Annotated in this window: 21 protein-coding genes, 2 tRNA genes and 1 other RNA gene; 14 read left to right on the top strand and 10 right to left on the bottom strand. The window is 67.5% G+C overall.

Annotation, left to right across the window (positions count from 1 at the left end; all coding sequences use genetic code 11):
• Positions 1–13 precede the first annotated feature (13 nt).
• Positions 14–104 (top strand) — tRNA-Ser (locus ACJH71_RS04205).
• 97 nt (positions 105–201) lie between these two features.
• Here ACJH71_RS04205 and ACJH71_RS04210 read toward each other — a convergent pair.
• The 4 genes from ACJH71_RS04210 to ACJH71_RS04225 all read right to left on the bottom strand — a co-directional run bounded on the left by ACJH71_RS04210 (position 202) and on the right by ACJH71_RS04225 (position 4,084).
• Positions 202–1,044 (bottom strand): formate/nitrite transporter family protein, encoded by an 843-nt coding sequence (locus ACJH71_RS04210; protein WP_406756783.1) that lies wholly within the window; start codon positions 1,042–1,044, stop codon positions 202–204.
• A 169-nt stretch (positions 1,045–1,213) separates the two neighbouring features.
• A complete protein-coding gene (locus ACJH71_RS04215; protein ID WP_406756784.1) occupies positions 1,214–1,864 on the bottom strand; it encodes a DUF4333 domain-containing protein in 651 nt (216 codons plus the stop codon).
• A 13-nt stretch (positions 1,865–1,877) separates the two neighbouring features.
• Positions 1,878–3,341, bottom strand: coding sequence for a neutral zinc metallopeptidase (locus ACJH71_RS04220; protein WP_406756785.1), 1,464 nt, complete (start codon positions 3,339–3,341; stop codon positions 1,878–1,880).
• A gap of 2 nt (positions 3,342–3,343) precedes the next feature.
• Complete coding sequence (locus tag ACJH71_RS04225) at positions 3,344–4,084, bottom strand: Rv3717 family N-acetylmuramoyl-L-alanine amidase (RefSeq protein WP_406756786.1); 741 nt, start codon at positions 4,082–4,084, stop codon at positions 3,344–3,346.
• 50 nt (positions 4,085–4,134) lie between these two features.
• Here ACJH71_RS04225 and ACJH71_RS04230 point away from each other — a divergent pair, with 50 nt between their 5' ends.
• Both ACJH71_RS04230 and ACJH71_RS04235 read left to right on the top strand, forming a co-directional pair.
• Positions 4,135–5,493 (top strand): WS/DGAT/MGAT family O-acyltransferase, encoded by a 1,359-nt coding sequence (locus ACJH71_RS04230; RefSeq protein ID WP_406756787.1) that lies wholly within the window; start codon positions 4,135–4,137, stop codon positions 5,491–5,493.
• 3 nt (positions 5,494–5,496) lie between these two features.
• On the top strand, positions 5,497–5,970 hold the full coding sequence (locus ACJH71_RS04235; RefSeq protein WP_406756788.1) for an NUDIX domain-containing protein: 474 nt from the start codon (positions 5,497–5,499) through the stop codon (positions 5,968–5,970).
• Here the strand turns inward: ACJH71_RS04235 and ACJH71_RS04240 are convergent.
• Together ACJH71_RS04240 and ACJH71_RS04245 are read right to left on the bottom strand one after the other, a co-directional pair.
• Positions 5,967–7,823, bottom strand: coding sequence for a fatty acyl-AMP ligase (locus ACJH71_RS04240; protein WP_406756789.1), 1,857 nt, complete (start codon positions 7,821–7,823; stop codon positions 5,967–5,969). The two genes, ACJH71_RS04235 and ACJH71_RS04240, sit on opposite strands and share 4 nt — an antisense overlap.
• A 181-nt stretch (positions 7,824–8,004) precedes the next feature.
• On the bottom strand, positions 8,005–8,421 hold the full coding sequence (locus ACJH71_RS04245) for a DUF302 domain-containing protein (RefSeq protein WP_406756790.1): 417 nt from the start codon (positions 8,419–8,421) through the stop codon (positions 8,005–8,007).
• A 76-nt stretch (positions 8,422–8,497) separates the two neighbouring features.
• On the opposite strand from ACJH71_RS04245, the gene ACJH71_RS04250 reads away from it, so the two are divergent.
• Genes ACJH71_RS04250 through ACJH71_RS04260 form a run of 3 tightly spaced genes read left to right on the top strand, consistent with a single transcriptional unit; the run spans position 8,498 to position 11,509 of the window.
• Complete coding sequence (locus tag ACJH71_RS04250; protein WP_406756791.1) at positions 8,498–9,403, top strand: haloalkane dehalogenase; 906 nt, start codon at positions 8,498–8,500, stop codon at positions 9,401–9,403.
• Positions 9,404–9,446: 43 nt separating this feature from the next.
• Positions 9,447–10,490 (top strand): ATP-dependent DNA ligase, encoded by a 1,044-nt coding sequence (locus ACJH71_RS04255; protein ID WP_406756792.1) that lies wholly within the window; start codon positions 9,447–9,449, stop codon positions 10,488–10,490.
• Complete coding sequence (locus ACJH71_RS04260) at positions 10,490–11,509, top strand: DNA polymerase domain-containing protein (RefSeq protein ID WP_406756793.1); 1,020 nt, start codon at positions 10,490–10,492, stop codon at positions 11,507–11,509. Before ACJH71_RS04255 ends, ACJH71_RS04260 begins: the two co-directional genes overlap by 1 nt.
• 1 nt (position 11,510) lies before the next feature.
• Here ACJH71_RS04260 and ACJH71_RS04265 read toward each other — a convergent pair whose 3' ends face one another.
• Positions 11,511–12,194 carry a TetR family transcriptional regulator gene (locus ACJH71_RS04265; protein WP_406756794.1) on the bottom strand — a complete coding sequence of 228 codons (684 nt, stop codon included), beginning with the start codon at positions 12,192–12,194 and terminating at the stop codon, positions 11,511–11,513.
• A 56-nt stretch (positions 12,195–12,250) separates the two neighbouring features.
• Here ACJH71_RS04265 and ACJH71_RS04270 point away from each other — a divergent pair, with 56 nt between their 5' ends.
• The 4 genes from ACJH71_RS04270 to ACJH71_RS04285 all read left to right on the top strand — a co-directional run bounded on the left by ACJH71_RS04270 (position 12,251) and on the right by ACJH71_RS04285 (position 16,889).
• On the top strand, positions 12,251–12,727 hold the full coding sequence (locus ACJH71_RS04270) for an MmpS family protein (RefSeq protein ID WP_406756918.1): 477 nt from the start codon (positions 12,251–12,253) through the stop codon (positions 12,725–12,727).
• Positions 12,724–15,624 carry an RND family transporter gene (locus ACJH71_RS04275; protein ID WP_406756795.1) on the top strand — a complete coding sequence of 967 codons (2,901 nt, stop codon included), beginning with the start codon at positions 12,724–12,726 and terminating at the stop codon, positions 15,622–15,624. The genes ACJH71_RS04270 and ACJH71_RS04275 overlap by 4 nt, the downstream gene beginning before the upstream one ends.
• 216 nt (positions 15,625–15,840) lie before the next feature.
• Complete coding sequence (locus tag ACJH71_RS04280; RefSeq protein WP_406756796.1) at positions 15,841–16,314, top strand: DUF5078 domain-containing protein; 474 nt, start codon at positions 15,841–15,843, stop codon at positions 16,312–16,314.
• Between the two features lie 11 nt (positions 16,315–16,325).
• Entirely contained in the window at positions 16,326–16,889 is a 564-nt protein-coding gene (locus ACJH71_RS04285; RefSeq protein ID WP_406756797.1) for a hypothetical protein, read from the top strand.
• A 22-nt stretch (positions 16,890–16,911) separates the two neighbouring features.
• On the opposite strand, the gene ACJH71_RS04290 is transcribed toward ACJH71_RS04285, so the two are convergent.
• The 3 genes from ACJH71_RS04290 to ACJH71_RS04300 all read right to left on the bottom strand — a co-directional run bounded on the left by ACJH71_RS04290 (position 16,912) and on the right by ACJH71_RS04300 (position 19,168).
• Complete coding sequence (locus ACJH71_RS04290) at positions 16,912–18,246, bottom strand: DUF4226 domain-containing protein (RefSeq protein ID WP_406756798.1); 1,335 nt, start codon at positions 18,244–18,246, stop codon at positions 16,912–16,914.
• A gap of 29 nt (positions 18,247–18,275) precedes the next feature.
• Entirely contained in the window at positions 18,276–19,001 is a 726-nt protein-coding gene (locus ACJH71_RS04295) for a hypothetical protein (protein WP_406756799.1), read from the bottom strand.
• An 81-nt stretch (positions 19,002–19,082) separates the two neighbouring features.
• A tRNA-Ser gene (locus ACJH71_RS04300) sits at positions 19,083–19,168 on the bottom strand.
• Between the two features lie 100 nt (positions 19,169–19,268).
• On the opposite strand from ACJH71_RS04300, the gene ffs reads away from it, so the two are divergent.
• The 4 genes from ffs to ACJH71_RS04320 all read left to right on the top strand — a co-directional run bounded on the left by ffs (position 19,269) and on the right by ACJH71_RS04320 (position 23,308).
• Positions 19,269–19,365: signal recognition particle sRNA small type (ffs, locus tag ACJH71_RS04305), an RNA gene on the top strand.
• Positions 19,365–20,693: an aminotransferase class I/II-fold pyridoxal phosphate-dependent enzyme gene (locus tag ACJH71_RS04310; protein WP_406756800.1), complete on the top strand. Its 1,329-nt coding sequence runs from the start codon at positions 19,365–19,367 to the stop codon at positions 20,691–20,693. The genes ffs and ACJH71_RS04310 overlap by 1 nt, the downstream gene beginning before the upstream one ends.
• 1 nt (position 20,694) lies before the next feature.
• Entirely contained in the window at positions 20,695–21,297 is a 603-nt protein-coding gene (locus ACJH71_RS04315) for a CHAP domain-containing protein (protein WP_406756801.1), read from the top strand.
• Between the two features lie 55 nt (positions 21,298–21,352).
• Positions 21,353–23,308, top strand: coding sequence for a DNA polymerase III subunits gamma/tau (locus tag ACJH71_RS04320; protein ID WP_406756802.1), 1,956 nt, complete (start codon positions 21,353–21,355; stop codon positions 23,306–23,308).
• The last annotated feature ends 3 nt before the right edge of the window (positions 23,309–23,311 follow it).

The following is a 23,311-nucleotide window of genomic DNA, read 5'->3' on the forward strand; positions in this document are numbered from 1 at the left end:
TACGCTGTCCCGCGGTGGCGTGTCCGAGCGGCCTAAGGAGCACGCCTCGAAAGCGTGTGTGGGGTAACCCCCCACCGAGGGTTCAAATCCCTCCGCCACCGCCAAGCGAAACACGTGCCGAGTGTGCGGTTTCGTACCCGATCCGACAGGGTCGGCGTACGAAACCGCACACTGGACGTCAGGCTCTACCGGATGCGGCCGTCAGACTCCCGCGATCACTTCCTTCTGCAGCGCCGAAGTACCGCGTTTGGGCGCGGTCCGCGAATGAGTCGCGTACATCGCCAGTCCGGTGAACGCCAATCCGCCCACCAGGTTGCCCAGCACGGTGGGAATCTCGTTCCACTCGATGTAGTCGCCGATGGTGAAGTTCCCGCCGAGCATCAGGCCGGAGGGGAACAGGTACATGTTGACCACCGAGTGCTCGAATCCCATTGCGAAGAACAGCATCACCGGCAGCCACATGGCGATCACCTTTCCGGTGACGTCGGTGGCCAGCATGGCCCCGACTACCCCGGTGGACACCATCCAGTTGCACAGCATGCCGCGCACGAACAAGGTCAGCATGCCCGGAAAGCCGTGTGCGGCATAGCCGAGCGTGCGAGCCTCGCCGATGTGTCCGATCGCCTCACCGATCTCGTTGGGCGGGCTGGAGAAGCCGTAGGTGAACACGATCGCCATCAGCACCGCGACGGTGAAGGCACCGGCGAAGTTGCCCAGGAAAACCAGTCCCCAGTTCCGCAGTACCCCGCCGATGGTGACACCGGGGCGCTTGTCCAGCCAGGCCAGCGGCGCCAACACGAACACTCCGGTCAGCAGGTCGTATCCGAGCAGGTAGAGGATGCAAAAGCCGGCCGGAAACAGCATTGCCCCGATGATCGCGTGACCGGTTTGCACCGTCATAGCCACCGCGAACGCGGCACCCAACGCCAGCGTCGCACCGGCCATGAATGCGCGGATCAGGGTGTCGCGGGTGGACATGAAGATCTTGGACTGGCCGGCGTCGATCATCACATTGATCAACTCGGGCGGCTTGACGTAGGTCATCGAACTCCTCAGGGACCGCAGGGCGAAGTGGTTGGTTGCAACGGCGCGTGTGACCCTATTTCGCGGCGGCCCGCTCGGACCTTGCTCGCCAGCCAACTCCTAGTCAGCCCACAGACGTTGCCCAACAACGTCTTCGCCGCACCTTTGTGGCGTTTTACCAGCTAAAACATCACCGAGGCCGGTCGACCGCGTACGTGCCGGCGTCGTCGGTGAATTCCGCAAGCACCCGGCGCTGGGCGCCGTCGACAGTGACCACACAGCTGAAACTGCCGCCCTTGCGCACGGTCGGATTGACCCCGTTGTTGCAGCGGACATCGGTCACGTTGTCGCGTCCATAACCGTTGATCGGATCGGTGAGGACCTGCAGGACGCCGTCTTGGGCCATGCGCACATCGAGTTCGACCGGCCCGGAGCCGCCGACTACGCCCCGCAGCACCAGAGTCAGGAGCATGGCCAGCGCGAGCAGGCCGGTGATGCCCGAGGCGATCAGCAGAACACGATTCGACAGCGGCTTCGGATCCGCCGGCTTGCCAGGAGCGGCCGCGGGGTTGGTCCGCGGCTGGCGACGGTCCTGCGGTACCGGAGGCCGCGGGCCCGACGGCGGCGGCCGATGCGTCTGCGGGGGCACCCGACGCGGTGGGGGCGCCGGGGGCCGGCGGACCTCCAGATACCAAGGCTGCTCAGGCCGTCCCGAGGGCGGCCGTGGGCGCTGCGGTGGCGGCCCCTGCGGCCCGCGCGGCCCACGCGGCTGTTGTGGCGGCCGGGGGAGCGGCGTGGTCCGCCGCTCCGGCGGTTCGCGCGGATCCTCTGGACGGTTCATGACATCGTGCCCATCACGGGAACCGCTCGAAGCATCCGTCGATGTCGCCGTGCAGCCCGGAGCGGAACGCCAGGATCCGGGTGAAACCCGCCGGCACGGTGTCGTCGTTGGCGTCGCTGGCGACAATGCCGTTCATCAGCAGACCGGTGACCGCCTCGTCCAGATCACCGCCGGCCAGCGTCAAGCCCGGGCCGGACGACAACGTCATGGGCTCGGCCATCCGGCGCTGGGCCACCCCGGTCAGGCACGCGGTTCGCAACGCCGCCGCCGCCGATTCCAATCCGACTTCGCGTTCGCGTTGCACCGCAAGGGCGTACCGCGACGTGACGGCCGACAGCCCGGTGTTGTCGCCCTGCGGCATACCCAGGGTCGATTGATCGGTCGGCGCACTCATCTCCTGCAGTCCGGCCAGATCGACGACGATGAGGTTGGACTCCGGGCAGTAGGCCACCGGATCGGGTTGGTGGCCACTGGGGCATTTGCCCGACGTGGACAGCTCCGGCGGGCGGGACAGGCCGAAGATCTGGCCCAGCTGCTCCATCAGGGTGGACAGCACGGACGCGTCGATCGTGAGGTCGCTTTGCGGGTTCTCCGAATCGAACAGGGAATTCGGCAGATCGCCACGGCGCTTGCGGATCTCGTCCATGTCGATCCCGGCGCACATCGCCGCGCCGCCGTCGAAGCCGGTCTGGAACGCGCCGACCCGGTCCAGGGCGGTGCCGTGCTCATCGGAGATCGACACCGGATTGTCCGGCGTCGACACCGGGTCGCGGATCACGATCAGCCCGGCCAGCACATGGTTGAGGCCGTCGCCGGTGCTCAACTGCACCCGCGACGAACTGCCCGCGGCCACCCACTGCAGATACACCCCGGCAAAGCAGTCGGCCTGCTGTTCGCGGACCAGCGTGCGGGTCAGCGGGTTGACGATCCCGGCCATGTTCTGCAGGGCATGCCCGTATTCGTGCGCCAGTGTCCCGTTGATCGCCATGTCGCCGAAGTACTTTCGGGCCGTGGGCAGGAACTTGGCCCGGTCCCAGGCCATCGTGTCCATCCGGCGGCAATACATCGCGTTCGGCAGGTGGTAGACCTCGCCGCCGCACACCGACGGGCCGTCTGGGTCGGTGGAGTCATACGACATCAGTGTGGAGACCGGCTGGAATCGTCCGCGCAGCGACTCGGTGTAGTGCTGCGTCCAGAAGTCCTCGATGTCGTCGATCGCCAGCAGTGACAACCGGTCGATGTCGCCGCCGTCGCTGCCCTGGACCCGGGCGGTCACCGGCGGAACGTCGCCGCGCGGGCCGCTGGGCCCCTCCGCGGTGGGCAGTCCGCCGACCCGCCCGGGGTCGTACAGCATCGATATCGCATGCCCGGCGACCACCGTCGGGGTGCTGTCCTGCGAGCAGCCCGCCAGCGTCAGGGTCAGGGCGGCCACCCCGAAAAGTGTTATGGCGGTACGGCCGAATCCGCGTTGAGCCATCGTCACCTGCTCAGGTAGGCCACGATCCCGCTGGTGACCGCCGAGGCGTACTGCGCTCGGCCGTCGGCGCTCTCCAACAGCGCCGCGTCCTGGGCGTTACGCATGTTGCCCAGCTCGACCAGCACCGCCGGATACTCGGCCAGATTCAGTCCGGCCAGATCCGCTCTCCCGTAGAGGCCGTCGGCGCCCAAGTAGCTGGATTGGGGGATCCCCGCGGCGGACAGGGAATCCCGGATGTCACCGGCCAGCGCCACGGCCGGGCCGGACTGGGCGTCGTTGAGCGCCGGGCTGGAGTAGTTGACGTGGAAACCGCGGCCGGAGGCCGGTCCGCCGTCGGCGTGGATGGACACGATCGCGTCCGGGTGCGCGGCGTTGGCCGCGGCGGCTCGCGCGTCGATGCACGGGCCTACCGAGGTGTCGTCGGCGCGCGAGAGTTCGGTGTGCACGCCCAGCCGCTCGAGTTCGGTCCGGATCCGGTTGGTCACGTCCCAGTTCAGGCTGTGCTCGGGGTAGCCGTCGTCGGCGGCGGTCCCGCTGGTCTGACAGGGCTTGGTGCCGCCGCGCCCATTGGGCACCTGCCGGGCGATCGAGGCGTCGTTGGCGCCGCTGTGCCCGGGGTCCAGGAACACCGTTTTGCCGGCAACGGCGGGAGTTGCGGGATCTGCCGGGGCGGCGGGCGCAACAATGCCGGCCGTGAGCAAGCACCCGGCCGAGGCGACACAGACAATGGCCCGGCGACGCACGGGGCAAGACTAGCAAGCGGCCAGGGGCCCCTCCGGGGTTGAATGGATCGATGCAGTTGATGTCACCGCTCGACTCGGTCTTTCTGCTGACCGAAACACGCGAGCACCCCATGCACGTCGGCGGGCTGATGCTGTTGGAGCCGCCGGAGGGGTCCGGACCGGAATTCGTCGGCGAGATCTACCGGAGCCTGTTGGGCGCCCGTGACCTGCAGCCCGCCTTCCGGAAGCGTCCGGCGTCGCTGTTCGGTGGCATACCGAGCGCGCGCTGGGCCTTCGACGACGACGTCGATCTCGAGTACCACGTGCGGCGCTCGGCGCTGCCGGTGCCGGGCCGGGTGCGTGATCTGTTGGAGTTGACCTCGCTGCTGCACGGCAGCCTGCTCGATCGGCACCGCCCGCTGTGGGAAGCCCACGTGGTGGAGGGCCTGGCCGACGGCCGGTTCGCCGTCTACGTCAAGATCCACCATTCACTGATCGACGGCGTCTCGCTGCTGCGGCTGATGCGCCACACCCTGTCGACCGACCCGCGCGAGTCGGAATTGCGCACTCCGTGGTCGGTCCGGCCCCCGTCGCGGCCGCGCCCCGACGCCCCGTCGCCGCTGAGCGAATTGACGTCGATGGTCAAAGGCGTTGCCGCCCTGGGGCCGTCGACGGTGAAGTTGGCGCGTGCCGCGCTGTTGGAGCAGCAGCTGACCCTGCCGTTCGAAGCGCCGCGCACCATGCTCAACGTCAAGATCGGCGGTGCCCGCCGGTGTGCGGCGCAGTCCTGGCCGGTGGAGCGGGTGATCGCGGTCAAACGAGCTGCCGGGGTCACCCTCAACGACGTGGTGCTGGCGATGTGCGCCGGCGCGCTGCGCGGCTACCTCGACGAGCAGCACGCCCTGCCGGACCACCCCCTGGTGGCGATGGTCCCGGTGAGCCTGCGCACCGAAGCCGAAGCCGACTCCGGCGGCAACATGGTCGGCACCATCTTGTGCAACCTGGCCACCGACCTCGAGGACCCGGCGCAGCGACTGGCGACCATCAGCGAGTCGATGCGCCGCAACAAGAAGGTGTTCAGCGAACTGCCACGCACCCAGGCGCTGGCCTTGTCGGCGGCCAACATGGCGCCGTTGGCCTTGGCGGCCATTCCCGGTTTCGTCTCGGCGGCCAAGCCGCCGTTCAACATCGTCATCTCCAACGTGCCCGGTCCGGCCGAGCCGCTGTACTGGCGCGGCGCCCGCCTGGACGGCAACTATCCGATGTCGATCGCGCTGGACGGGCAGGCACTGAACATGACCGTCGTCAGCAACGCCGGCAATCTCGATTTCGGGCTGGTCGGCTGCCGTCGTTCGGTTCCGCACCTGCAGCGCCTGCTCGGGCATCTGAACACCGCGCTGGAAGAGCTGGAACACGCCGTGGGGGTGTGAGGCGTGGCCAAGCGCAGCGCCGGGTTGCTGTTGTACCGGTCGGGCGCCGACGGCGGTGTTGAGGTGTTGATCGCGCATCCCGGCGGCCCGTTCTGGGCGCGCAAGGACGACGGGGCCTGGTCGATTCCCAAGGGTGAGCAACCCGAGGGTGAGGACCCATGGCACACCGCGCGACGTGAATTCGCCGAGGAACTCGGCCTTCAGCCGCCGGATGGCGAACGAGCCGACCTCGGCGAGGTGCGCCAGGCCGGCGGAAAGGTGGTCACGGTGTTCGCCGTGCGCGGCGACCTCGACGTGACCGACTCCCGCAGCAACACCTTCGAATTGGAGTGGCCGCCGCGGTCGGGACAACTACGGGAGTTTCCCGAGGTCGACCGGGCCGGCTGGTTCTCGGTGGCCCAGGCGCGAATCAAGCTGCTGGCCGGGCAGCGGCCCGTCCTCGACCGGTTGGTGCACTACCTGGGGATCGAGCCCTAACCGCCGGTCTGGTTCGGCGGTGTTCCTTGTTGCTGCTGACGCCGCTGCGCCAGGCTGGAAACGATCATCCGCGCCAGCGTGCTCGCTCCGGTTGCCGCGGCCCCCTGCGGGGACCGCACGGCCGGCGCCGCCGGAGCGTGCCACTGCGCCAGCGCATTCAGCTCGCCGGCGAGGAACTGGCGCCGGCATTCGCCCCGCTGAATCTTGCCGCTCGAGGTGGTGGGCACCCGCATCGCCGGCACCAGCAGCACGTCCTGCGCGTCAAGGCCGTGCTGCTCGCTGACCGCCGCGCGGATGGACTCCATGATTGCGGGGTACTCGCTCTCGGCGACCTGTTGCCGGTAGTCCAGTTCCTGCACGATCACTAGTCGGTTGTCGTCATTCGGTTTCGGTTGCACCGCGAAGATCGCGCCGCGGTCAGCCAGCAACGCCGGATGGCTTTCCTGCACAGTCGGCTCGATGTTGTTCGGGAAGTAGTTGCTGTCACCGATGGTGATGAGGTCCTTCCAACGCCCGGTGACGAATACCTCGCCCTGGCAAAGAAATCCCATGTCGCCGGAGCGCAGGAAGGGGCCCTCACCGGTGTCGGACAGGAATCCGGCGAAGGTGTGCGCGTCCTCTTTCGGCCGTGCCCAGTAACCCTGCGCAACGCTGGGCCCCGATACCCAGATCTCCCCGACCTCGTCGGGTCCGCGCTGCTGGCGGGTGTCTGGATCAACGATCACTACCCGTTGGCCGTACACCGGTGGGCCGCAGCTGACCACCGCGACGGCGTCGGTGGTGGCGTCGACGTCGACGGTGCGGTTCTCGCTCAGCGCCCTGCTGTCGAGGTAGCGGACGCCGGCGACGTCGGGAGTGGGGTCCGCGGCGACCAGCAGGGTGGCCTCGGCCAGGCCGTAGCACGGTAGAAACGCCTGGATACGGAATCCCGCCGGAGCGAACGCGTCGGCGAACTCCTGAATGGTCGATGCGTGGATCGGCTCGGAACTGCTGGCGGCGGTGGTCCAGTGCGACAGATCCAGTGCCGCACGCTCCTCGGGGGTGCTGTGTTTGACGCACAACCGGTAGGCGCTGTTGGGTGCTGCGGTCGTGTTGGCGCGAAACCGAGACATGGCTTCCAGCCACGCCATCGGCCGCTGGAAGAAGACGATCGGCGACATCAATACGGTGGTGCAGCCGACGTAGATCATCTCCAGGACTCCGCCGATCAGTCCCATGTCGTGCTGCTGCGGCAGGAAGTAGACGCTCGTCTCGTTCTCGTTGCCGTGGTAGGCCCGCCGAATGGATTCCAAGTTGTGCATGAGGTTGCCGTGCGTCACCACAACGCCCTTGGGTGATTTGGTCGAACCCGAGGTGTACTGGATCATCGCCGTGGTGCTCGGGTCGATGTCGGGCGCCTGCCACGCTTCGGGGGTGACGGCTTGGTCGATGGCGCACCACCGAAGCGTCGACATACCCGGCACATCCGCGGCCGCCGCCTGAAGTTGGTTCTGGGTGGCCGAGGTCGCTACCGCAAAGGTGGCCTGTGCATCGGGCGCGACCAGCTTCAGGCGTGCCAGGGGAGTGTCGACCGGCACTGCGATCGCCCCGGCGTAAAAGCAGCCGAAAATGCTGACGATGCTGTCCAGGCCCGGTCGGCAGATCACCAGCACTCGTTGCCCGGTGGCGCCTTGGCGCTGCAGGTCGGCCGCAACGGCTCGAGCCTTGGCGTCGAGTTCCTGATACGTCAGGCTGGCCGTGACGTTGTTGCCGTCGGGGGCGAAGCGGAAGGCGACCTTGTCCCTGTATCGGTCGGCCTGCAGCCGAAGCAAGTCCACCAGGGTGGGCGTTGTTGGAATGAACTGCTCAGGCATGCCCACACCATAATCCGTGGACCCAGGGGCGCCCCTAGGAGCGTTGCGTCTCCGAGTGGCCGCCGCACCACTGTTCCGGTGGCACCTGGGCCTTCACCTCTGCGACGTGTTCGCCGCAGCCGTCCCAGGTGATTTTGCCGCAGACCTGGCACGGCACGGGGTAGCACATCGGCGGTTCCTTTCAGGGGGTGCGCAAGGCAACTGCCAGCGTATCGATGACGGTGCGGATTTTCTCGCTCACCTCGTCGGCGATCGCCGCCAACGCCGGATTGTCGATGACTTGGGCCATCAGCTGCGGATTCATCGCCTCCACCAGCACCGTGCCCGGATGCTCGGTGTCTTCGCGGACCACGACGTTGCACGGCAGCAGCACCCCGATGCGCTTCTCGGCGGTCACGGCCCGGTGCGCCAGCGGCGGATTGCAGGCACCCAGGATCAGGTAGCGCTCCATCTCCTCGCCGAGCTTGGCTTTCAGTGTTGCCTGCATGTCGATTTCGGTCAGCACGCCGAAACCGTTGTCCTTCAAAATCTCCCGGGTCTTCGCGGTGACTGCGTCGAAATCGGTGCCGGTCACTGCAGTGCTCATCGCCACGGACATGAGGCCTCCTTGGTTGCGGTGAGCCCATTCTATCAGACACCCCCGGGGGTATATACCGTCACGGTATCGTCGCCTCATGCAGACCCTGCGCACGCCCGACGACAGGTTCGCCGGCCTCCCGGATTTCGCCTACCCGCCGCAGTTCTGCGACCTCGACGACGATGACGGCGGCACGCTTCGGGTGGCGTGGGTACAAGACGGTCCCGAAGATGGGGAACCGATCCTGATGCTGCACGGTGAACCGTCGTGGTCGTATCTGTACCGCAAGATGATGCCGATCCTGGCCGAGGCGGGATATCGGGTCATCTGTCCGGACCTGGTCGGATTCGGCCGTTCCGACAAGCCGACCCGTTCCGAAGACCACACCTACGCGCGACATGTCGAGTGGATGCGTGCGCTGGCGTTCGACGTCCTCGACCTGCGCAACGTCACGCTGGTGTGCCAGGACTGGGGCGGGCTGATCGGGCTGCGGGTTCTCGCCGAGAACCCGGACCGGTTCAGTGGCGTCGTCGTGGCCAACACCGGTCTGCCCACCGGGGACATTCCGATGCCGGAGGTCTGGTGGCGCTTCCGGGAGGCGATCCAGACCGCACCGACGATCGATGTCGGATGGTTCGTGCAGTCCGGGTGCCGCCGCCCGATGAGCGAAGCCGTCCGAACCGGCTACGACGCCCCGTTTCCCGACGACAGCTACTGCGTCGGTCCCCGGACGATGCCGTCGCTGATCCCCACCACACCGGAGGATCCCGCGGCCCCGGCCAACCGGGCGGCGTGGGCTGCGCTGTGCGCCTCGCAGACCCCGATGCTGGTCGCGTTCAGCGACGGCGATCCGATCACCGGAGCCATGGCACCGATCTTTCAGCGCGAGATGGTCGGGGCACACGGCCGGGCACACCCGGTGATTCACGACGCCGGGCACTTCCTGCAGGAGGATGCCGGTGAAGAACTGGCCCGCCACGTCGTGGAGTTCCTGCGCCGCTGACCGTTGGCGCGCTTCTATGACAGATGGGGCCGCAGCATCCATGATGGACTCCATGGATCTGCCCGTGGCGCCGCCGGTGGCCCCGATGCTCGCCAAGGCGGCCGCCAGGGTTCCGAGTGACGGAGAAGAGCCGGGGCGCTGGTCCTACGAACCCAAATGGGATGGCTTTCGTGCCATTGTGTTTCGCGACGGCGACGACGTGCTGCTGCAGTCCCGCAACGGCAAACCGCTGAGCCGCTACTTCCCGGAACTTCTGGAGGGGCTGCGCGCCGAGACCGCCCCGCGCTGTGTGCTCGACGGGGAAGTGGTGGTGCCGCGCCAGATCGGCGGGCGGATCCGGCTGGACTGGGACTCGCTCAGTCAGCGAATTCACCCCGCCGAAAGCCGGGTGCGGTTGCTGGCCGAACAGACCCCGGCGCAGTTCATCGCCTTCGACGCGCTGGCCACCGGGTCGGCGTCGCTGCTCGACGAGCCGTTCCGGGCGCGCCGGCAGGCACTGGGTGAGTTGATCACCGGTGGCCGAAGCTGCCACGTCACCCGCGCCACCGCCGACCCCGAACTGGCCACCCGCTGGCTCACCACGTTCGAGGGGGCCGGGCTGGACGGGGTGGTCGCCAAGCGCACCGACGGACCGTATCTGCCCGGCAAGCGCGAGATGGTCAAGGTCAAACACCACCGCGATGCCGACTGCGTGGTGATGGGTTATCGCATCCATAAAAGCGGCGTCGGCATCGGCTCGCTACTGCTGGGCCTGTACCGCCCCGACGGCGAGCTGGCGATGGTCGGCGGTTCGTCGGCGTTCACCGACGCCGATCGGCTCAAGCTCCTGACCGAGCTGGAACCGCTGCGCATCGGTGACGTCCGCGACGGCGAGGCCAGCCGGTGGAACTCGGCGGCCGACAAGCAGTGGGTCCCGATCCAGCCCGAGCGCGTCGCCGAGGTCGCCTACGACCAGATGGAAGGGGATCGCTTCCGGCACACCGTCAAGCTGCTGCGGTGGCGTCCCGACCGAGACCCGGCCAGCTGCACCTTCGACCAGCTCGAGGTGCCGCTGAACTACGACCTCGCCGACGTACTGGAGACCTGATGCGCGGCCCCGAGGAATTGGACGTCCATGGCACCGCGGTCCGTTTCACCAGCGGCGACAAGGTGTACTTCCCTCGGCTGGGTGCCGGCGGCACCAAGCGGGCACTGGCCGACTACTACCTCGCGGTGGCGGGCGGACCGCTGCTGCACGCCCTGGCCGACCGGCCCAGTCACCTGCAGCGGTTCCCCGACGGCATCGACGGTGACGAGGTCTACCAGAAGCGGCTGCCACGTTCGCACCCGGAAAACGTGGAGTCCTGCCGGGTGACGTTCCCGTCCGGGCGTACTGCCGACGCCCTCAAGGTCACCCGGCCCGCCGACATCCTGTGGGCCGTGCAGATGAGCACCGTGACCTTCCATCCCTGGCCGGTGCGCTGCCCCGACACCGATCACCCCGACGAGCTGCGCGTCGACCTGGACCCGCAGCCGGGCACCGGCTTCGCCGAGGCCCGTGCGGTCGCTCTGGAGGTGGTGCGCCCGCTGCTCGACGAGCTCGGGCTCGTCGGCCACGTCAAGACCTCCGGCGGCCGCGGCCTGCACGTTTATCTGCGGATCAAGACCGACTGGGACTTCATCGAGGTCCGCCGGGCCGGTATCGCGCTGGCCCGCGAGATCGAGCGGCGTGCACCGGAGGCGGTCACCGCCTCGTGGTGGAAGGAAGAACGCGGCGCGCGGATCTTCGTCGACTTCAACCAGAACGCCCGCGACCGCACCATGGCGTCGGCCTATTCGGTACGGGCCACGCCGATCGCCACCGTGTCCACCCCGCTGACGTGGGACGAACTGGCCGACGGTGCCGATCCGGACGACTACACCATCGGCACGGTGCCGGAGTTGATCGCGCGGCGCGGTGACCCGTGGAACGCCATCGACGACCTCGAACAATCCCTCGAGCCGTTGCTCGAGATGGTGGCCGCCGACGAAGCCCGCGGACTGGGGGACATGCCCTACCCGCCGAACTACCCGAAGATGCCGGGTGAGCCCAAGCGGGTACAGCCCAGCCGGGAGAAATCCGACTGAGTCAGTTGGGGGACGCCAACAGCCCGATGCAGGTGGCGGTGAGCAGTCGGGTCAACGCGGTGGTGAAGTCCAGGTTCCACTCCGGTGGCACCTGCCGCTCGGCGGCATAAGCGTCGGCCAGCTTCGTCGGTGGGTGCGCGACCTGCCACAGCGGCGCCGCCAGCGAATAGGACGCCAACAACAGGTCGAAGGCACCCTGCTTGCCCAGTCGGGGGAGCGCCTGCAGGAGAGCGTCGGCCATGGTCAGCCCCGCCGCGGTGATCTTTCGTCGGATCTCGATCACCCGCTCGGCGTCTACTTCATGGTCGAGGTGCAAGTGCAGGTTGGCCAGCATGTCGCAGAACAACGGGTCCGCGGCTAATCCGCTGGCCAGGGTGGCGGCCACCCGGTCCGGCGACATCGTTTCGGGCTGACGCAGTGCGGTGCAAACGGTGTCTGACCAGCCTTCCCAGCTCTCGGCGGCTAGCCGCAGCAGCACCTCTTTGTGCGAGCTGAAGTAACGCCGTACCGCCGAGTGGTGCACCCCGGCCCGGCTCGCCACCGCCGTCAGCGTCACCGACGCGACACCGTTCTCCGAGGCCACCGAACGCGCCGCCTCCATCAACGCATCAGCCCGCTGACGCTTGTTCGCGTCACTGCGGGCGCGTTTGAAGGAGACCTGACGCACAGCGAGAGGATAACGCACACGATGTGCGTTGCAGGCCTCCATGGGAGTGCTGTAGCGTGCGTTTACGCACGTTGATGTGGGTTAGGGTATCCAAAGCTTCCTGGTGTGAGGGGACTTCGATTTTCAAGGTATTGAGCCGGGTGTGGATACCCCTCGTCATAGTGGCAGTGGTCTGTGTTGCCGCATTCACCGTGACGCGTATCCACGGCCTGTTCGGCTCTGAGAAGCGCCCCTCCTATTCAGACGGCCAGAACGACGAGACCAAACCGTTCAACCCCAAGCGGTTGACCTACGAAATCTTCGGTCCGCCAGGGACGGTGGCCGACATCAGCTACTTCGACGTCAACTCCGAACCGCAACGCGTCCAGGACGTCACCCTGCCGTGGCAGCTCGAAATCGTCACCACCCTCCCCGCGGTGGTGGGAAGCATCATGGCTCAAGGCAATAGCAACAGCATCGGCTGCCGCATCATCGTGGACGGCGAAGTGAAGGCCGAGCGGATCTCCAACGAGGTCAACGCCTACACGTTCTGCCTGCTGAAGGCGGCATGAGCCAGCCCAACACGCCTCGCGCCGGCGAACAGCCGGAGCGACCGTTCATCGCACGGACCATCCGCCGGTTCGCCATACCGATCATCTTGGCGTGGTTGGCGCTGATCGCGGTACTGGTCGCCACCGTTCCGCCGCTGGAAGAAGTCGGCAAGCAGAACGCCGTTTCGGCGAGTCCGAAAGACGCCCCCTCCATGCAGGCCATGACGGAGATGGGCAAGGTCTTCAAGGAGTCGGACTCCGACAGCACCGCGATGATCGTGCTCGAAGCCGACCACGAACTGGGCGACGCCGAGCACGAGTACTACGCCGAAGTGGTCGAGAAGCTCAAGGCCGACACCGCGCACGTCCAGCATGTGCAGGACTTCTGGGGCGACCCGATGACCGCCGTCGGCGCCCAAAGTGCCGACGGCAGAGCCACGTACGTGCAGTTGAACCTGGTGGGCAATATCGGCCAGGCGGCGGCGAACGACTCCATCGCCTCGGTCCGCGAGATCGTCGACTCGGTCCAGACACCGCCGGGGCTGACCGTCTACGTCACCGGCACCGCGGCACTGGCCGCCGACATGAACCATGCCGGCGACAAGTCGATGTTCAAGATGATGGTGGTCACCATTTTGGTGATCCTGACCATGCTGTTGCTCGTCTACCGGTCGGTCATCACGGTGGCGCTGCTGCTGGGCATGGTCTACATGGAACTGAACGCCGCCAGCGGCGTGGTGGCGTTCATGGGCCACCACCACTGGGTCGGGTTGACGACATTCGCCGTCAACCTGCTGGTCTCGCTGGCGATCGCCGCCGGCACCGACTACGCGATCTTCCTGATCGGCCGCTATCACGAGGCCCGTCAAGCCGGCGAAGACCGGGAATCGGCGTACTACACGGCCTTTGAAGGCGTCGCACACGTCATCCTGGGCTCGGGCCTGACCATCGCCGGGGCGGTGTTCTGCCTGCACTTCACTCGGATGCCCTACTTCGTCACGCTGGGCATCCCGTGCGCGGTAGGCATGCTCATCTCGGTCACCGCGGCGTTGACGCTGGGCCCGGCGCTCATCACCGTCGGTAGCCGGTTCGGCCTGTTCGACCCCAAGCGCGCCACCAGCACCCGCGGCTGGCGGCGGGTGGCCACGGTGATCGTCCGCTGGCCCGGCCCGGTTCTGGTCGCCTCGCTGGCGGTCGCGGCGGTAGGCCTGCTGACGCTGCCGGGATATCAACCCGCCTATGACGACCGGAAATACATTCCGTCCGACATCCCCGCCAATGAGGGCTTCAACGCGGCGGACCGGCACTTCTCGCAGTCCCGGATGATGCCCGAGGTGCTGCTGATCGAGTCCGATCACGACATGCGTAACCCGTCGGACTTCCTGATCATCGACAAGCTGGCCAAGTCGGTGTTCAAGGTCGTCGGGATCTCCCGGGTGCAGGCGATCACCCGCCCGCAGGGCACCCCGCTGGAGCACACCTCGATCCCGTTCCAGATCAGCATGCAGAACGCCGGCCAGCTGCAGACCATGCAGTTCCAGAAGAAGCGCATGGACGACATGCTGACCCAGGCCGAGGCCATGGAGCAGACCATCGCCACCATGCGCCAGATGCTGGGCTACATGGGCCAACTCGCCGCCACCACTCACGCGATGGTCGTCGACATGGACGACCTACAGGCCCAGATCTACGAGATCCGGGACCACATCGCCGATTTCGAAGACTTCTGGCGGCCGATCCGCAATTACTTCTACTGGGAACCGCACTGCTACGACATCCCGATCTGCTTCTCGCTGCGCTCGGCGTTCGACATGGTCGACAGCGTTGATCCGATGAGCGAGAGCATGGACAAGATGATCGCGCACATGGCTGACATGGACGCCCTCATGCCGCAGATGCTGACCACGTTCCCGCCGATGATCGACACCATGGAGACCATGCGGACCATGATGCTGACGATGCACAGCACCATGTCCGGCATCTTCGCCCAGATGGACGAGATGAGCGACAACGCCACCGCGATGGGCAAGGCGTTCGACGAGTCCAAGAACGACGATTCGTTCTACCTGCCGCCCGAGGTGTTCGAGAACCCGGACTTCAAGCGGGCGATGAACATGTTCATCTCTCCGGATGGCAAGGCCGTCCGGATGATGATTTCGCACCGCGGCAATCCGGCTACGGCCGAAGGTATTTCGCACATCGACAAGATCCGCACCGCGGCCGAAGAGGCGCTCAAGGGCACACCGCTCGAAGACGCCAAGATCTATCTCGGCGGCACGGCGTCGCTGTTCAAGGACATGCACGACGGCTCCAACTATGACCTGTTGATCGCCGGAATCGCCTCGTTGTGCCTGATTTTCATCATCATGCTGCTGATCACCCGTGCCCTGATCGCCGCGCTGGTGATCGTCGGCACCGTGGCGCTGTCCTTGGGCGCGTCGTTCGGGCTGTCGGTGCTGTTCTGGCAGTACCTCATCGGCATGCAGCTGCACTGGCTGGTGCTGGTGATGAGCGTGATCATCCTGCTGGCGGTGGGCTCCGACTACAACCTGCTACTGGTAGCCCGGTTCAAGGAGGAGATCCACGCCGGGCTGCATACCGGCATCATCCGGGCGATGGGCGGCACCGGGAAGGTGGTGACGTCGGCCGGACTGGTGTTTGCCTTCACCATGACGTCGATGGCGGTCAGTGACCTGCGCATCATCGGGCAGATCGGCACCACGATCGGGCTGGGCCTGATGTTCGACACGTTGATCGTGCGATCGTTCATGACGCCCTCGATCGCGGCGCTGCTGGGGCGCTGGTTCTGGTGGCCGATCAACGTGTTGCCGCACGTCGGCGGGAAAGCCGCCCGGCACCGAGAAGCCGCCGCGCTCGCGCGGGGGGATGACACCCAGGAGCTGGCCCACAACCGGTAGCCGGATGTGAGCGATTGCATGCTCAGGGGCCAGAAAACCAATTAGGTAGCATGACTAAAGTTATGTAGCATTGCTTACTGAGTTCGAATGGCTGAGCGGCCATTTGCTGGCGCATTCGCCTCACCTGCTTCACCCGACTCAGTGGTCTCACCGTCGGGTTCGGCGTCCGAAAACTGACAGAGTGAAAGGACCGGGGGAATGGCTACAGTGGACTCCATGCGTACGCACCGCCCGTTTCTGCGGGGCATCGTCGTGACTGCTGCCGCGGTAAGTGCAGCAGCGGCCGCGGTGCTGTTGCCCGCCACCGCCTCCGCCGACGCGACCGACGACTTCCCGATCCCACGCCGGGTGATCCGCACCGAATGCAGCGCCGAGCAGATGCTGGCCGCCAGTCGTGACCTGTCGCCGATCTACTACGAGCGCTACATGATCGACATGCACAACAAGCCGGTGCAGGTGCAGCAGGCTGCCATCGACAAGATGCACTGGTTCTTCTCGCTGAACCCCGAGCAGCGCCGGGCCTACTCCGAGGAACTGGCGACCAACTTCGCCGACCCGGTGACGGTGTCGTGGCCCAACCACGCCAAGATCTTCTTCAACAACAAGGGCGTCGTCGCCAAGTCGACCGAGGCCTGCAGCCAGTACCCGCGCGACGACATGTCGGTGTGGGACTGGGCCCCCAAGCCGTAACAGGAGAGGCGATGAGCGGTTCCATCCGTCGAGTCATGCGGGTTCTGCTCGTCGCCGGCGCGGCGGGCGGCTTGCTCCTCGGGGCTCCGGGATCTCCTGCGGGTGCTCAACCTGCGGGGTTCCCCAACTTTGACGACTTCACCGCCGCCCCGGTGGACAACTACATCTCGACGGGCCCGAAGGGGCCGGGGCGCTGGGTGAATTTTTCCACGCCCTACAACGTCGCCTGCCAATTCGACGCCATCGATCCGCCGGCGGGATCATCGCAGGCCATCATGTGCGACGGCGACATGCCGGGCCTGGCCAACGCGCCGCTCGGCTCGGGCGCCCCGGTGGCGGGCGGTTGTGTGATCGGGACGGTGCGCTCCCAGGGCGCGGCGGGCCTGCGGCTGAACCGCGAATCGACCGGGTGCGGCCGCCAATTCTCCAACGGGGCCTTCCTGGGCGTAGGGCAGAAGCTGACCTACGGCAATGTCACCTGCGCAGTGGGCACCGACCAGCTCGTCGCCTGCCTGGACACCTCGCTGGGGCATCACGGGTTCGTGCTGAGCCCGTCGGGCAGTTCGGCGTTCTGACGCTGCCAAGGCCCCGGCTGCGCTACGGGTCGATGTTGAAGGTGGTCGTGTAGGTCCGCGGGTGATAGGGCGGTGGTGGGGCATCTGGCCCGACCGGCCAGCCCTCCGGTGTCGGCCACGTGCTGACCCGCATGGTCACCTGCTCTTGCCCGTTGGGAAGCGTCTCGACGTTGACGATGCTCGGCCCATACGGCACGGCCGGCTGGTTGCCGGGGCTCGGTATGAATCCGGGGCCGGTGAGGTCCTGTGCGGGAGCCTGGAGCAGGCCCTGGGGGGTACCCGCGGCCACGCCCATGACCTGATGGTCGTCGCTTGCGCTGGTCAACAGATACCCGCCCTGGGGCAGAGACACGATCTGGTTCTCCCGGTTGCCGGGACCGAGGTTGTTGAAGGTACCGACCTCGTGCAGGCTGTTCATCCAGGCGTTCGGCGGATCACCGGCGACGACCGGGGCCGACTGCCACAGGGCGCGCTGACCGTCCTGGCCGACGTTCCCGACGATGACCATGGTTCCGGATGCCGGGTCGTAGACGCCGCTGGCCTGGGAGATGCCCACCTTGGTGTCCGAACCGAGCGGGGTGCCCAGCAGCGGTCCCAAATCCGTTGCCGGGTCGGCCAGATTCTGTACCCGCGACTCCGGCGCGATGTAGTTGTCCGGTGAGGTGCCGAGTCCGTAGGGCCGCACACTGTAGAACGCGTATTGCTGACCGTCGGGGCCGACGGCGGTGCCGGTCGGCAGTGCCCGGAAACCGTCGTCGACAGGGAACGGGTTGTCGATGTCGGGCTTGCCGGGGATGTGTATGCGGGGGTGGCCGCTCTCCGGATCGCCGGTGATGACGATGCCGGTGCCCGGGATGGTCGCCCCCAGGTCATACGGTGCACCGTCCTGCTTCTCCGGCATGGGCGGGCTGCCCACGCCGGCGATGGTGGGGTCGTGCGGCTGCTGGCCGTCGGCGGGAATCGTGTTGTCCACCAGCCGGATATGTGGGTCCTGCCCGTCCTCGCCGCCGCCCAGCTTGTAGTGGTTGGTCAGGGTCTGCACCAGCTGAGCCCGCTGCCGACTGTCGGCGGCGGCCTCGGAGACCACCCGGTGGATCTCGCGAGTCTTGGCGGTCAGGAATCGCTGGAATTGGCGGGAACCGGTGGGGGTGTCCAGGCCCGGCCAGCTGGCTGCCGATTCGCGGATCTCGGCCTCGATGGCGTCGAGGCGTTGCCGCGAACTCACGCTGTGCCGCACGGCCTGCTGCAGGACCGACTGGAGCTCTTTGTCGGCCGCTACCGATGCCGCCAGCCGGTTCGCCAGCAGGTCTTCACGCGCGCGCGCCGCATCCGCGAAAGCACCGAGGTTCTCGGCCATAGCGCACAGGGTAGTCGGGCCGGGTTGGGCTACTGGCTCTTTTTCGCCCGGCGCTTGCCGGTGGGGCGCAGCTTGTTCTCGTCGGTCGATGCCGGCTCGTCCGCGTCCTCGCCCGCCGACTCGGCTTCGTCGTCGGCTTCGGTCTCGGCGTCGTCAGCGTCCGGCGCCTCGTCAGCGTCCTCGTCGGCCACGTCGTCGTCGGCCTCGTCAGTGTCCTCGTCGTCGTCGGCCTCGGAGTCTTCGGCCTTCGCGTCGCCGGACTTCTTGCCCCGCCGGCGCTCTTTCTTGGGCTGCTTTTCGGCCTTGGGCTTGATCGGTTTGGGCGGCGGTGGCGGCATCTCGGCGACGAACGCCAGGTAGAACGCGCCGATTCCCAACAGGGCGATCGCGGCCGCGGCCCCGTAAATCCCGAACAGCCACATTCCGAAGCTGTCCAGCGACAACCAGATCTCGCTGACCGCGGTGCCCGCGATCAACGCTCCGGCCACCAGGTGCGCCACGATCGAGCCGGTCAACAGCGACAGCGCCAGCTGCGGGGTGCCGTACTCGGGCTTGCGGGCCTGCTTCAAGACCGCCGCCACCGGCAGGGCCGTTGCCCCGACCAGCAGTCCGAGGATGACTCGCATCACGGTGCCCAGCACATGCGGACTGAAGCCGGTCAGCTCCCACCATCGCGGCAGGACAAAGAGGAAATACAGAATGGCGGCGAGGGTCGAGAGCGACGCGTGCCAAATCGTGGCGACGGTACGACTCACGCCACCTCCCATGCTCGTCAGCTAGTGATTCAGGTGCGACCGGACCTCGATCTTTCGGTCCGGCCGCACCTGAATCGGGTGCGGAGGATAGGGGATTTGAACCCCTGAGGGCTATTAACCCAACCCGCGTTCCAGGCGAGCGCCATAGGCCACTAGGCGAATCCTCCGTCGGCAATGGTAACTGAGTCCCTCGGCGGGCCTGCGCACTGCTCTTCCAGTCGGGTTCCCGCCCCGCGTCGCCGCGCTCTGCTGGACCGCTAGACTTGCCCCTGGACCCCGCGCGGCGTCCATCCTGTGAACTCCCCCAGGGCCGGAAGGCAGCAAGGGTCAATGGGCTCTGGCGGGTGCGCGGGGTCCCCTTATATGTCGGGCCTTCGCCGGCGGATCGCGCTTGATAAGGGACTTGAAAGGGTCGTCGTGTCGCTGCATACCCTCAACCGTGCCGACCTGACCGCGCAATATGAGCGCTACCAGCGGGACTACGCCGAGCTGCAGGCCAAGAAACTGTCACTGGACCTGACCCGCGGCAAGCCGGCGCCCGAGCAGCTCGACCTGGCCAACGGCCTGCTGGCCCTGCCCGGCCCCGACGACTACCGCGCCGACGACGGCACCGACACCCGCAACTACGGCGGCCTGCACGGTCTGCCCGAGCTGCGGTCCATCTTCGGGGAGCTCCTCGGCATCGCGGTGCCCAACCTGATCGCCGGCAACAACGCCAGCCTCGAGTTCATGCACGACGTCGTCGTCTACTCGATGCTGCACGGCGGCGTGGACTCACCGCGGCCCTGGAGCCAGGAGCCGGCCGTCAAGTTCCTGTGCCCGGTGCCCGGCTATGACCGGCACTTCGCGATCACCGAGACCCTGGGCATCGAGATGATCGGTGTCCCGATGCGCGAGGACGGTCCGGACGTCGACCTGATCGAAGAGCTCGTCGCCGCCGACCCGGCCATCAAGGGCATGTGGACCGTGCCGGTGTTCGGCAACCCGACCGGCATCACCTACTCCTGGGAGACCGTGCGCCGGCTGGTGCAGATGAAGACCGCCGCTCCCGACTTCCGGCTGTTCTGGGACAACGCCTACGCGGTGCACACCCTGACCACCGAGTTCCCCCACCAGATCGACGTGCTGGGGCTGGCCGCGGCCGCGGGCAATCCGAACCGGCCGTACGTGTTCGCCTCGACCTCGAAGATCACCTTCGCCGGTGCGGGTGTCAGCTTCTTCGGCGGCTCGCTGGGCAACATCGCCTGGTACCTGCAGTACGCCGGGAAGCGCTCGATCGGCCCGGACAAGGTCAACCAGCTGCGTCACCTGCGGTTCTTCGGCGACGCCGACGGGGTGCGGCTGCACATGCGCCGTCATCAGGAGATCTTGGCGCCCAAGTTCGAGCTGGCCGCCGAAATCCTGGAGCGTCGCCTCGGGGACTCCAAGATCGCGTCGTGGACCGACCCCAAGGGCGGCTACTTCATCAGCCTGGATGTCTGGCCGGGTACCGCGCGTCGCACCGTCGCGCTGGCCAAGGACGCCGGCATCGCGGTCACCGAGGCCGGTGCGTCGTTCCCGTACCGCAAGGACCCCGAGGACAAGAACATCCGGATCGCCCCGTCGTTCCCGTCCACCGAGGACCTGCGCGACGCCGTCGACGGACTGGCCACCTGTGCGCTGCTGGCCGCTGCCGAGCAGCTGCTGGGCTGAGATGTCCAGAGTCTGGGGCTGCGCGGTGGTGGCGGCAGCTTTCGTGGTGCTGGGCCCGGTACCGGCAGCGTTCGCACTGCCGGGTCCGCCCGTCGACCCGAAGCCGGTGCCGGCTCCAGCTGCCGCGCCCGAGCAAGTCGAGGCCTTGCCGCCCAGGGCGGCTGAGGAGCTCGACCTCTTCCGGCACGACGCCGCCGAGGCCGCACTGGGCAATCCGGTGGTCTACGGCGACGGCCAGTGCTACCCGCTCGTCGAGCACTACATTCAGTCGCTGGGCTGGTGGCGCAACACCGATCCCAGCGGCAACGTCTCCGACCTCTACCACCATTTCCCCACCAACGGCCTGAGCCGGTACTTCGACCAGGTGCCGTTCGACGGCGGCCTGAACGAGCCGCGGGTCGGCGACATCGTGGTCTACGACCCCGGCGGTTACGTCAGTGAGCACGGGCACGCCGCGGTCGTCACCGACGTCCGCGGCCACGGCCCGCTGCTGAGCTATCAGACCGCCGACCAGAACGCCGGCGGCCGGTTGTTCGTCACGCTCAACCAGCGTGACTTCAGCCCGATGTGGAACACGCTGGGGTATCTGCGCCCGAAGCCGTAGCGCTTGTCCTGGCGGGCCTGCACCGTCGTCGGGCCGAGCAAGTAACCTCCCTTGCGTGGCGCTCTACCGCAAATACCGACCGGCAACCTTCGCCGAAGTGGTGGGGCAGGAGCACGTCACCGAACCCCTGTGCACCGCCTTGTCGGCGAACCGGATCAACCACGCCTACCTGTTCTCCGGGCCACGCGGCTGCGGCAAGACGTCGTCGGCGCGCATCCTGGCCAGGTCGCTGAACTGTGCGCAGGGGCCCACCCCGACGCCGTGCGGAACGTGCGACTCGTGCGTGGCATTGGCCCCCAACGGTCCGGGCAGCATCGACGTCGTCGAACTCGACGCGGCCAGTCACGGCGGCGTCGACGACACCCGCGATCTGCGCGATCGCGCCTTCTACGCCCCCGCCCAGTCGCGCTACCGGATCTTCATCATCGACGAGGCGCACATGGTGACCACCGCGGGCTTCAACGCGCTGCTCAAGATCGTCGAGGAGCCGCCCGACCACCTGATCTTCGTGTTCGCCACCACCGAGCCGGAGAAGGTGCTGCCGACCATCCGGTCGCGCACCCACCACTATCCGTTCCGCCTGCTTGCCCCGCGGACCATGCGGGAGTTGATCGGCCGGATCTGCGAGCAGGAGCATGTCGCCGTCGACGACGCGGTCTATCCGCTGGTGATCCGGGCAGGTGGCGGCTCGCCGCGCGACACCCTCTCGGTGCTCGACCAGTTGCTGGCCGGCTCGGAGAAGGACGACACCGGCATTGACCACGTCCACTATCAGCGGGCGCTGGGCCTGTTGGGGGCCACCGATGTTGCCCTGATCGATGAGGCGGTCGACGCCCTGGCAGCTGGGGACGCCGCATCGCTGTTCGGTGCGGTCGAGGCAGTCGTCGACGCCGGCCATGACCCGCGCCGGTTCGCCATCGACCTGCTGGAGCGGTTCCGGGACCTGATCGTGCTGCAGGCGGTCCCGGACGCGGTCGCCAAGGGTGTGGTCGACGCGCCGGAGGACATGCTGGAGCGGATGCATGACCAGGCCGCCCGGCTGGGTCCGGCCACCCTGGCCCGCTATGCCGAGGTGGTGCATGCCGGCCTCGGTGAGATGCGTGGTGCTACCGCGCCGCGGCTGCTGCTGGAGGTGGTGTGCGCCCGGCTGCTGTTGCCCTCGGCCGCCGACACCGAAGCCGCACTGCTGCAACGGATTGAGCGCATTGAGGGCCGGCTCGACATGTCGATCCCGTCGGCGCCCGCGCGAACCGGCGCCGCTCCCACCGCGAGCTCGCCGGCTCCGGCCGCTGCCGTCCCAGCAGCCGCCCCAGCGGCACCCGCCGCGTCAGCCGGCAAGCAGTTCACCCGCCGCTCTGCCCGGGCAGCTGAGCCCGCGCCCGCGCCCGAGCCTGCGCCGGTGCCCGCCGCGGCCCCCACTCCCGAGCCGGTGCCGGCACCCGCGGTGGCAGTGCCCGAACCCGAGCTCGCTGCGCCACCCGTGCCGGCGCCGACGCCGCAACCCGAGCCTGAACCCGTGCCGCCGGCGCCGCCCGCACCCGCTGCGGCGGTGACCCCGGGCGAGCCCGATGCCGCCGCCGTGCGCGCGATGTGGACCACGGTGCGCGACAAGGTTCGTCAGCGCAGCCGCACCACCGAGGTGATGCTGGCCGGCGCCACGGTGCGCACCGTGGACGGCAACACCCTGGTGCTCAGTCACGAGTCGGCCCCGCTGGCCCGGCGGCTTTCGGAGCAACGCAACGCCGACGTCATCGTCGAGGCGCTCAAGGATGCCCTCGGGGTGAACTGGCGGGTGCGCTGCGAGGCCGGCGGACCCGCCCCGGAAGCGGGCCCCTCGGCTGCGCCCGCTGCCGTCGATGTGGAATCGGCGCGGCGTGCCGACGAGGAGGCCATGCTGGCCGAGGCTGCTGTGGACGCCGGTTCTGACGCCCCACCCCGCCGCGACCCCGAAGAAGTGGCCCTGGAGTTGTTGCAGAACGAGCTGGGCGCCCGCCCGATCAGAGGCGACTGAAGG

Source organism: Mycobacterium sp. SMC-15, from assembly GCF_045310925.1.
In the GTDB taxonomy this organism is placed as follows: Bacteria; Actinomycetota; Actinomycetes; order Mycobacteriales; family Mycobacteriaceae; genus Mycobacterium.

What these genes read in the sequence shown, in the direction of transcription:
- ACJH71_RS04285 (WP_406756797.1), top strand. Translation starts at nt 16,326, where the DNA reads ATGAGCGGTTCCATCCGTCGAGTCATGCGGGTTCTGCTCGTCGCCGGC.
- ACJH71_RS04270 (WP_406756918.1), top strand. Translation starts at nt 12,251, where the DNA reads ATGTGGGTTAGGGTATCCAAAGCTTCCTGGTGTGAGGGGACTTCGATT.
- ACJH71_RS04275 (WP_406756795.1), top strand. Translation starts at nt 12,724, where the DNA reads ATGAGCCAGCCCAACACGCCTCGCGCCGGCGAACAGCCGGAGCGACCG.
- ACJH71_RS04245 (WP_406756790.1), bottom strand. Translation starts at nt 8,421, where the DNA reads ATGTCCGTGGCGATGAGCACTGCAGTGACCGGCACCGATTTCGACGCA.
- ACJH71_RS04260 (WP_406756793.1), top strand. Translation starts at nt 10,490, where the DNA reads ATGCGCGGCCCCGAGGAATTGGACGTCCATGGCACCGCGGTCCGTTTC.
- ACJH71_RS04220 (WP_406756785.1), bottom strand. Translation starts at nt 3,341, where the DNA reads ATGGCTCAACGCGGATTCGGCCGTACCGCCATAACACTTTTCGGGGTG.
- ACJH71_RS04240 (WP_406756789.1), bottom strand. Translation starts at nt 7,823, where the DNA reads ATGCCTGAGCAGTTCATTCCAACAACGCCCACCCTGGTGGACTTGCTT.
- ACJH71_RS04315 (WP_406756801.1), top strand. Translation starts at nt 20,695, where the DNA reads ATGTCCAGAGTCTGGGGCTGCGCGGTGGTGGCGGCAGCTTTCGTGGTG.
- ACJH71_RS04215 (WP_406756784.1), bottom strand. Translation starts at nt 1,864, where the DNA reads ATGAACCGTCCAGAGGATCCGCGCGAACCGCCGGAGCGGCGGACCACG.
- ACJH71_RS04290 (WP_406756798.1), bottom strand. Translation starts at nt 18,246, where the DNA reads ATGGCCGAGAACCTCGGTGCTTTCGCGGATGCGGCGCGCGCGCGTGAA.
- ACJH71_RS04250 (WP_406756791.1), top strand. Translation starts at nt 8,498, where the DNA reads ATGCAGACCCTGCGCACGCCCGACGACAGGTTCGCCGGCCTCCCGGAT.
- ACJH71_RS04210 (WP_406756783.1), bottom strand. Translation starts at nt 1,044, where the DNA reads ATGACCTACGTCAAGCCGCCCGAGTTGATCAATGTGATGATCGACGCC.
- ACJH71_RS04310 (WP_406756800.1), top strand. Translation starts at nt 19,365, where the DNA reads ATGTCGGGCCTTCGCCGGCGGATCGCGCTTGATAAGGGACTTGAAAGG.
- ACJH71_RS04280 (WP_406756796.1), top strand. Translation starts at nt 15,841, where the DNA reads ATGCGTACGCACCGCCCGTTTCTGCGGGGCATCGTCGTGACTGCTGCC.
- ACJH71_RS04230 (WP_406756787.1), top strand. Translation starts at nt 4,135, where the DNA reads ATGCAGTTGATGTCACCGCTCGACTCGGTCTTTCTGCTGACCGAAACA.
- ACJH71_RS04255 (WP_406756792.1), top strand. Translation starts at nt 9,447, where the DNA reads ATGGACTCCATGGATCTGCCCGTGGCGCCGCCGGTGGCCCCGATGCTC.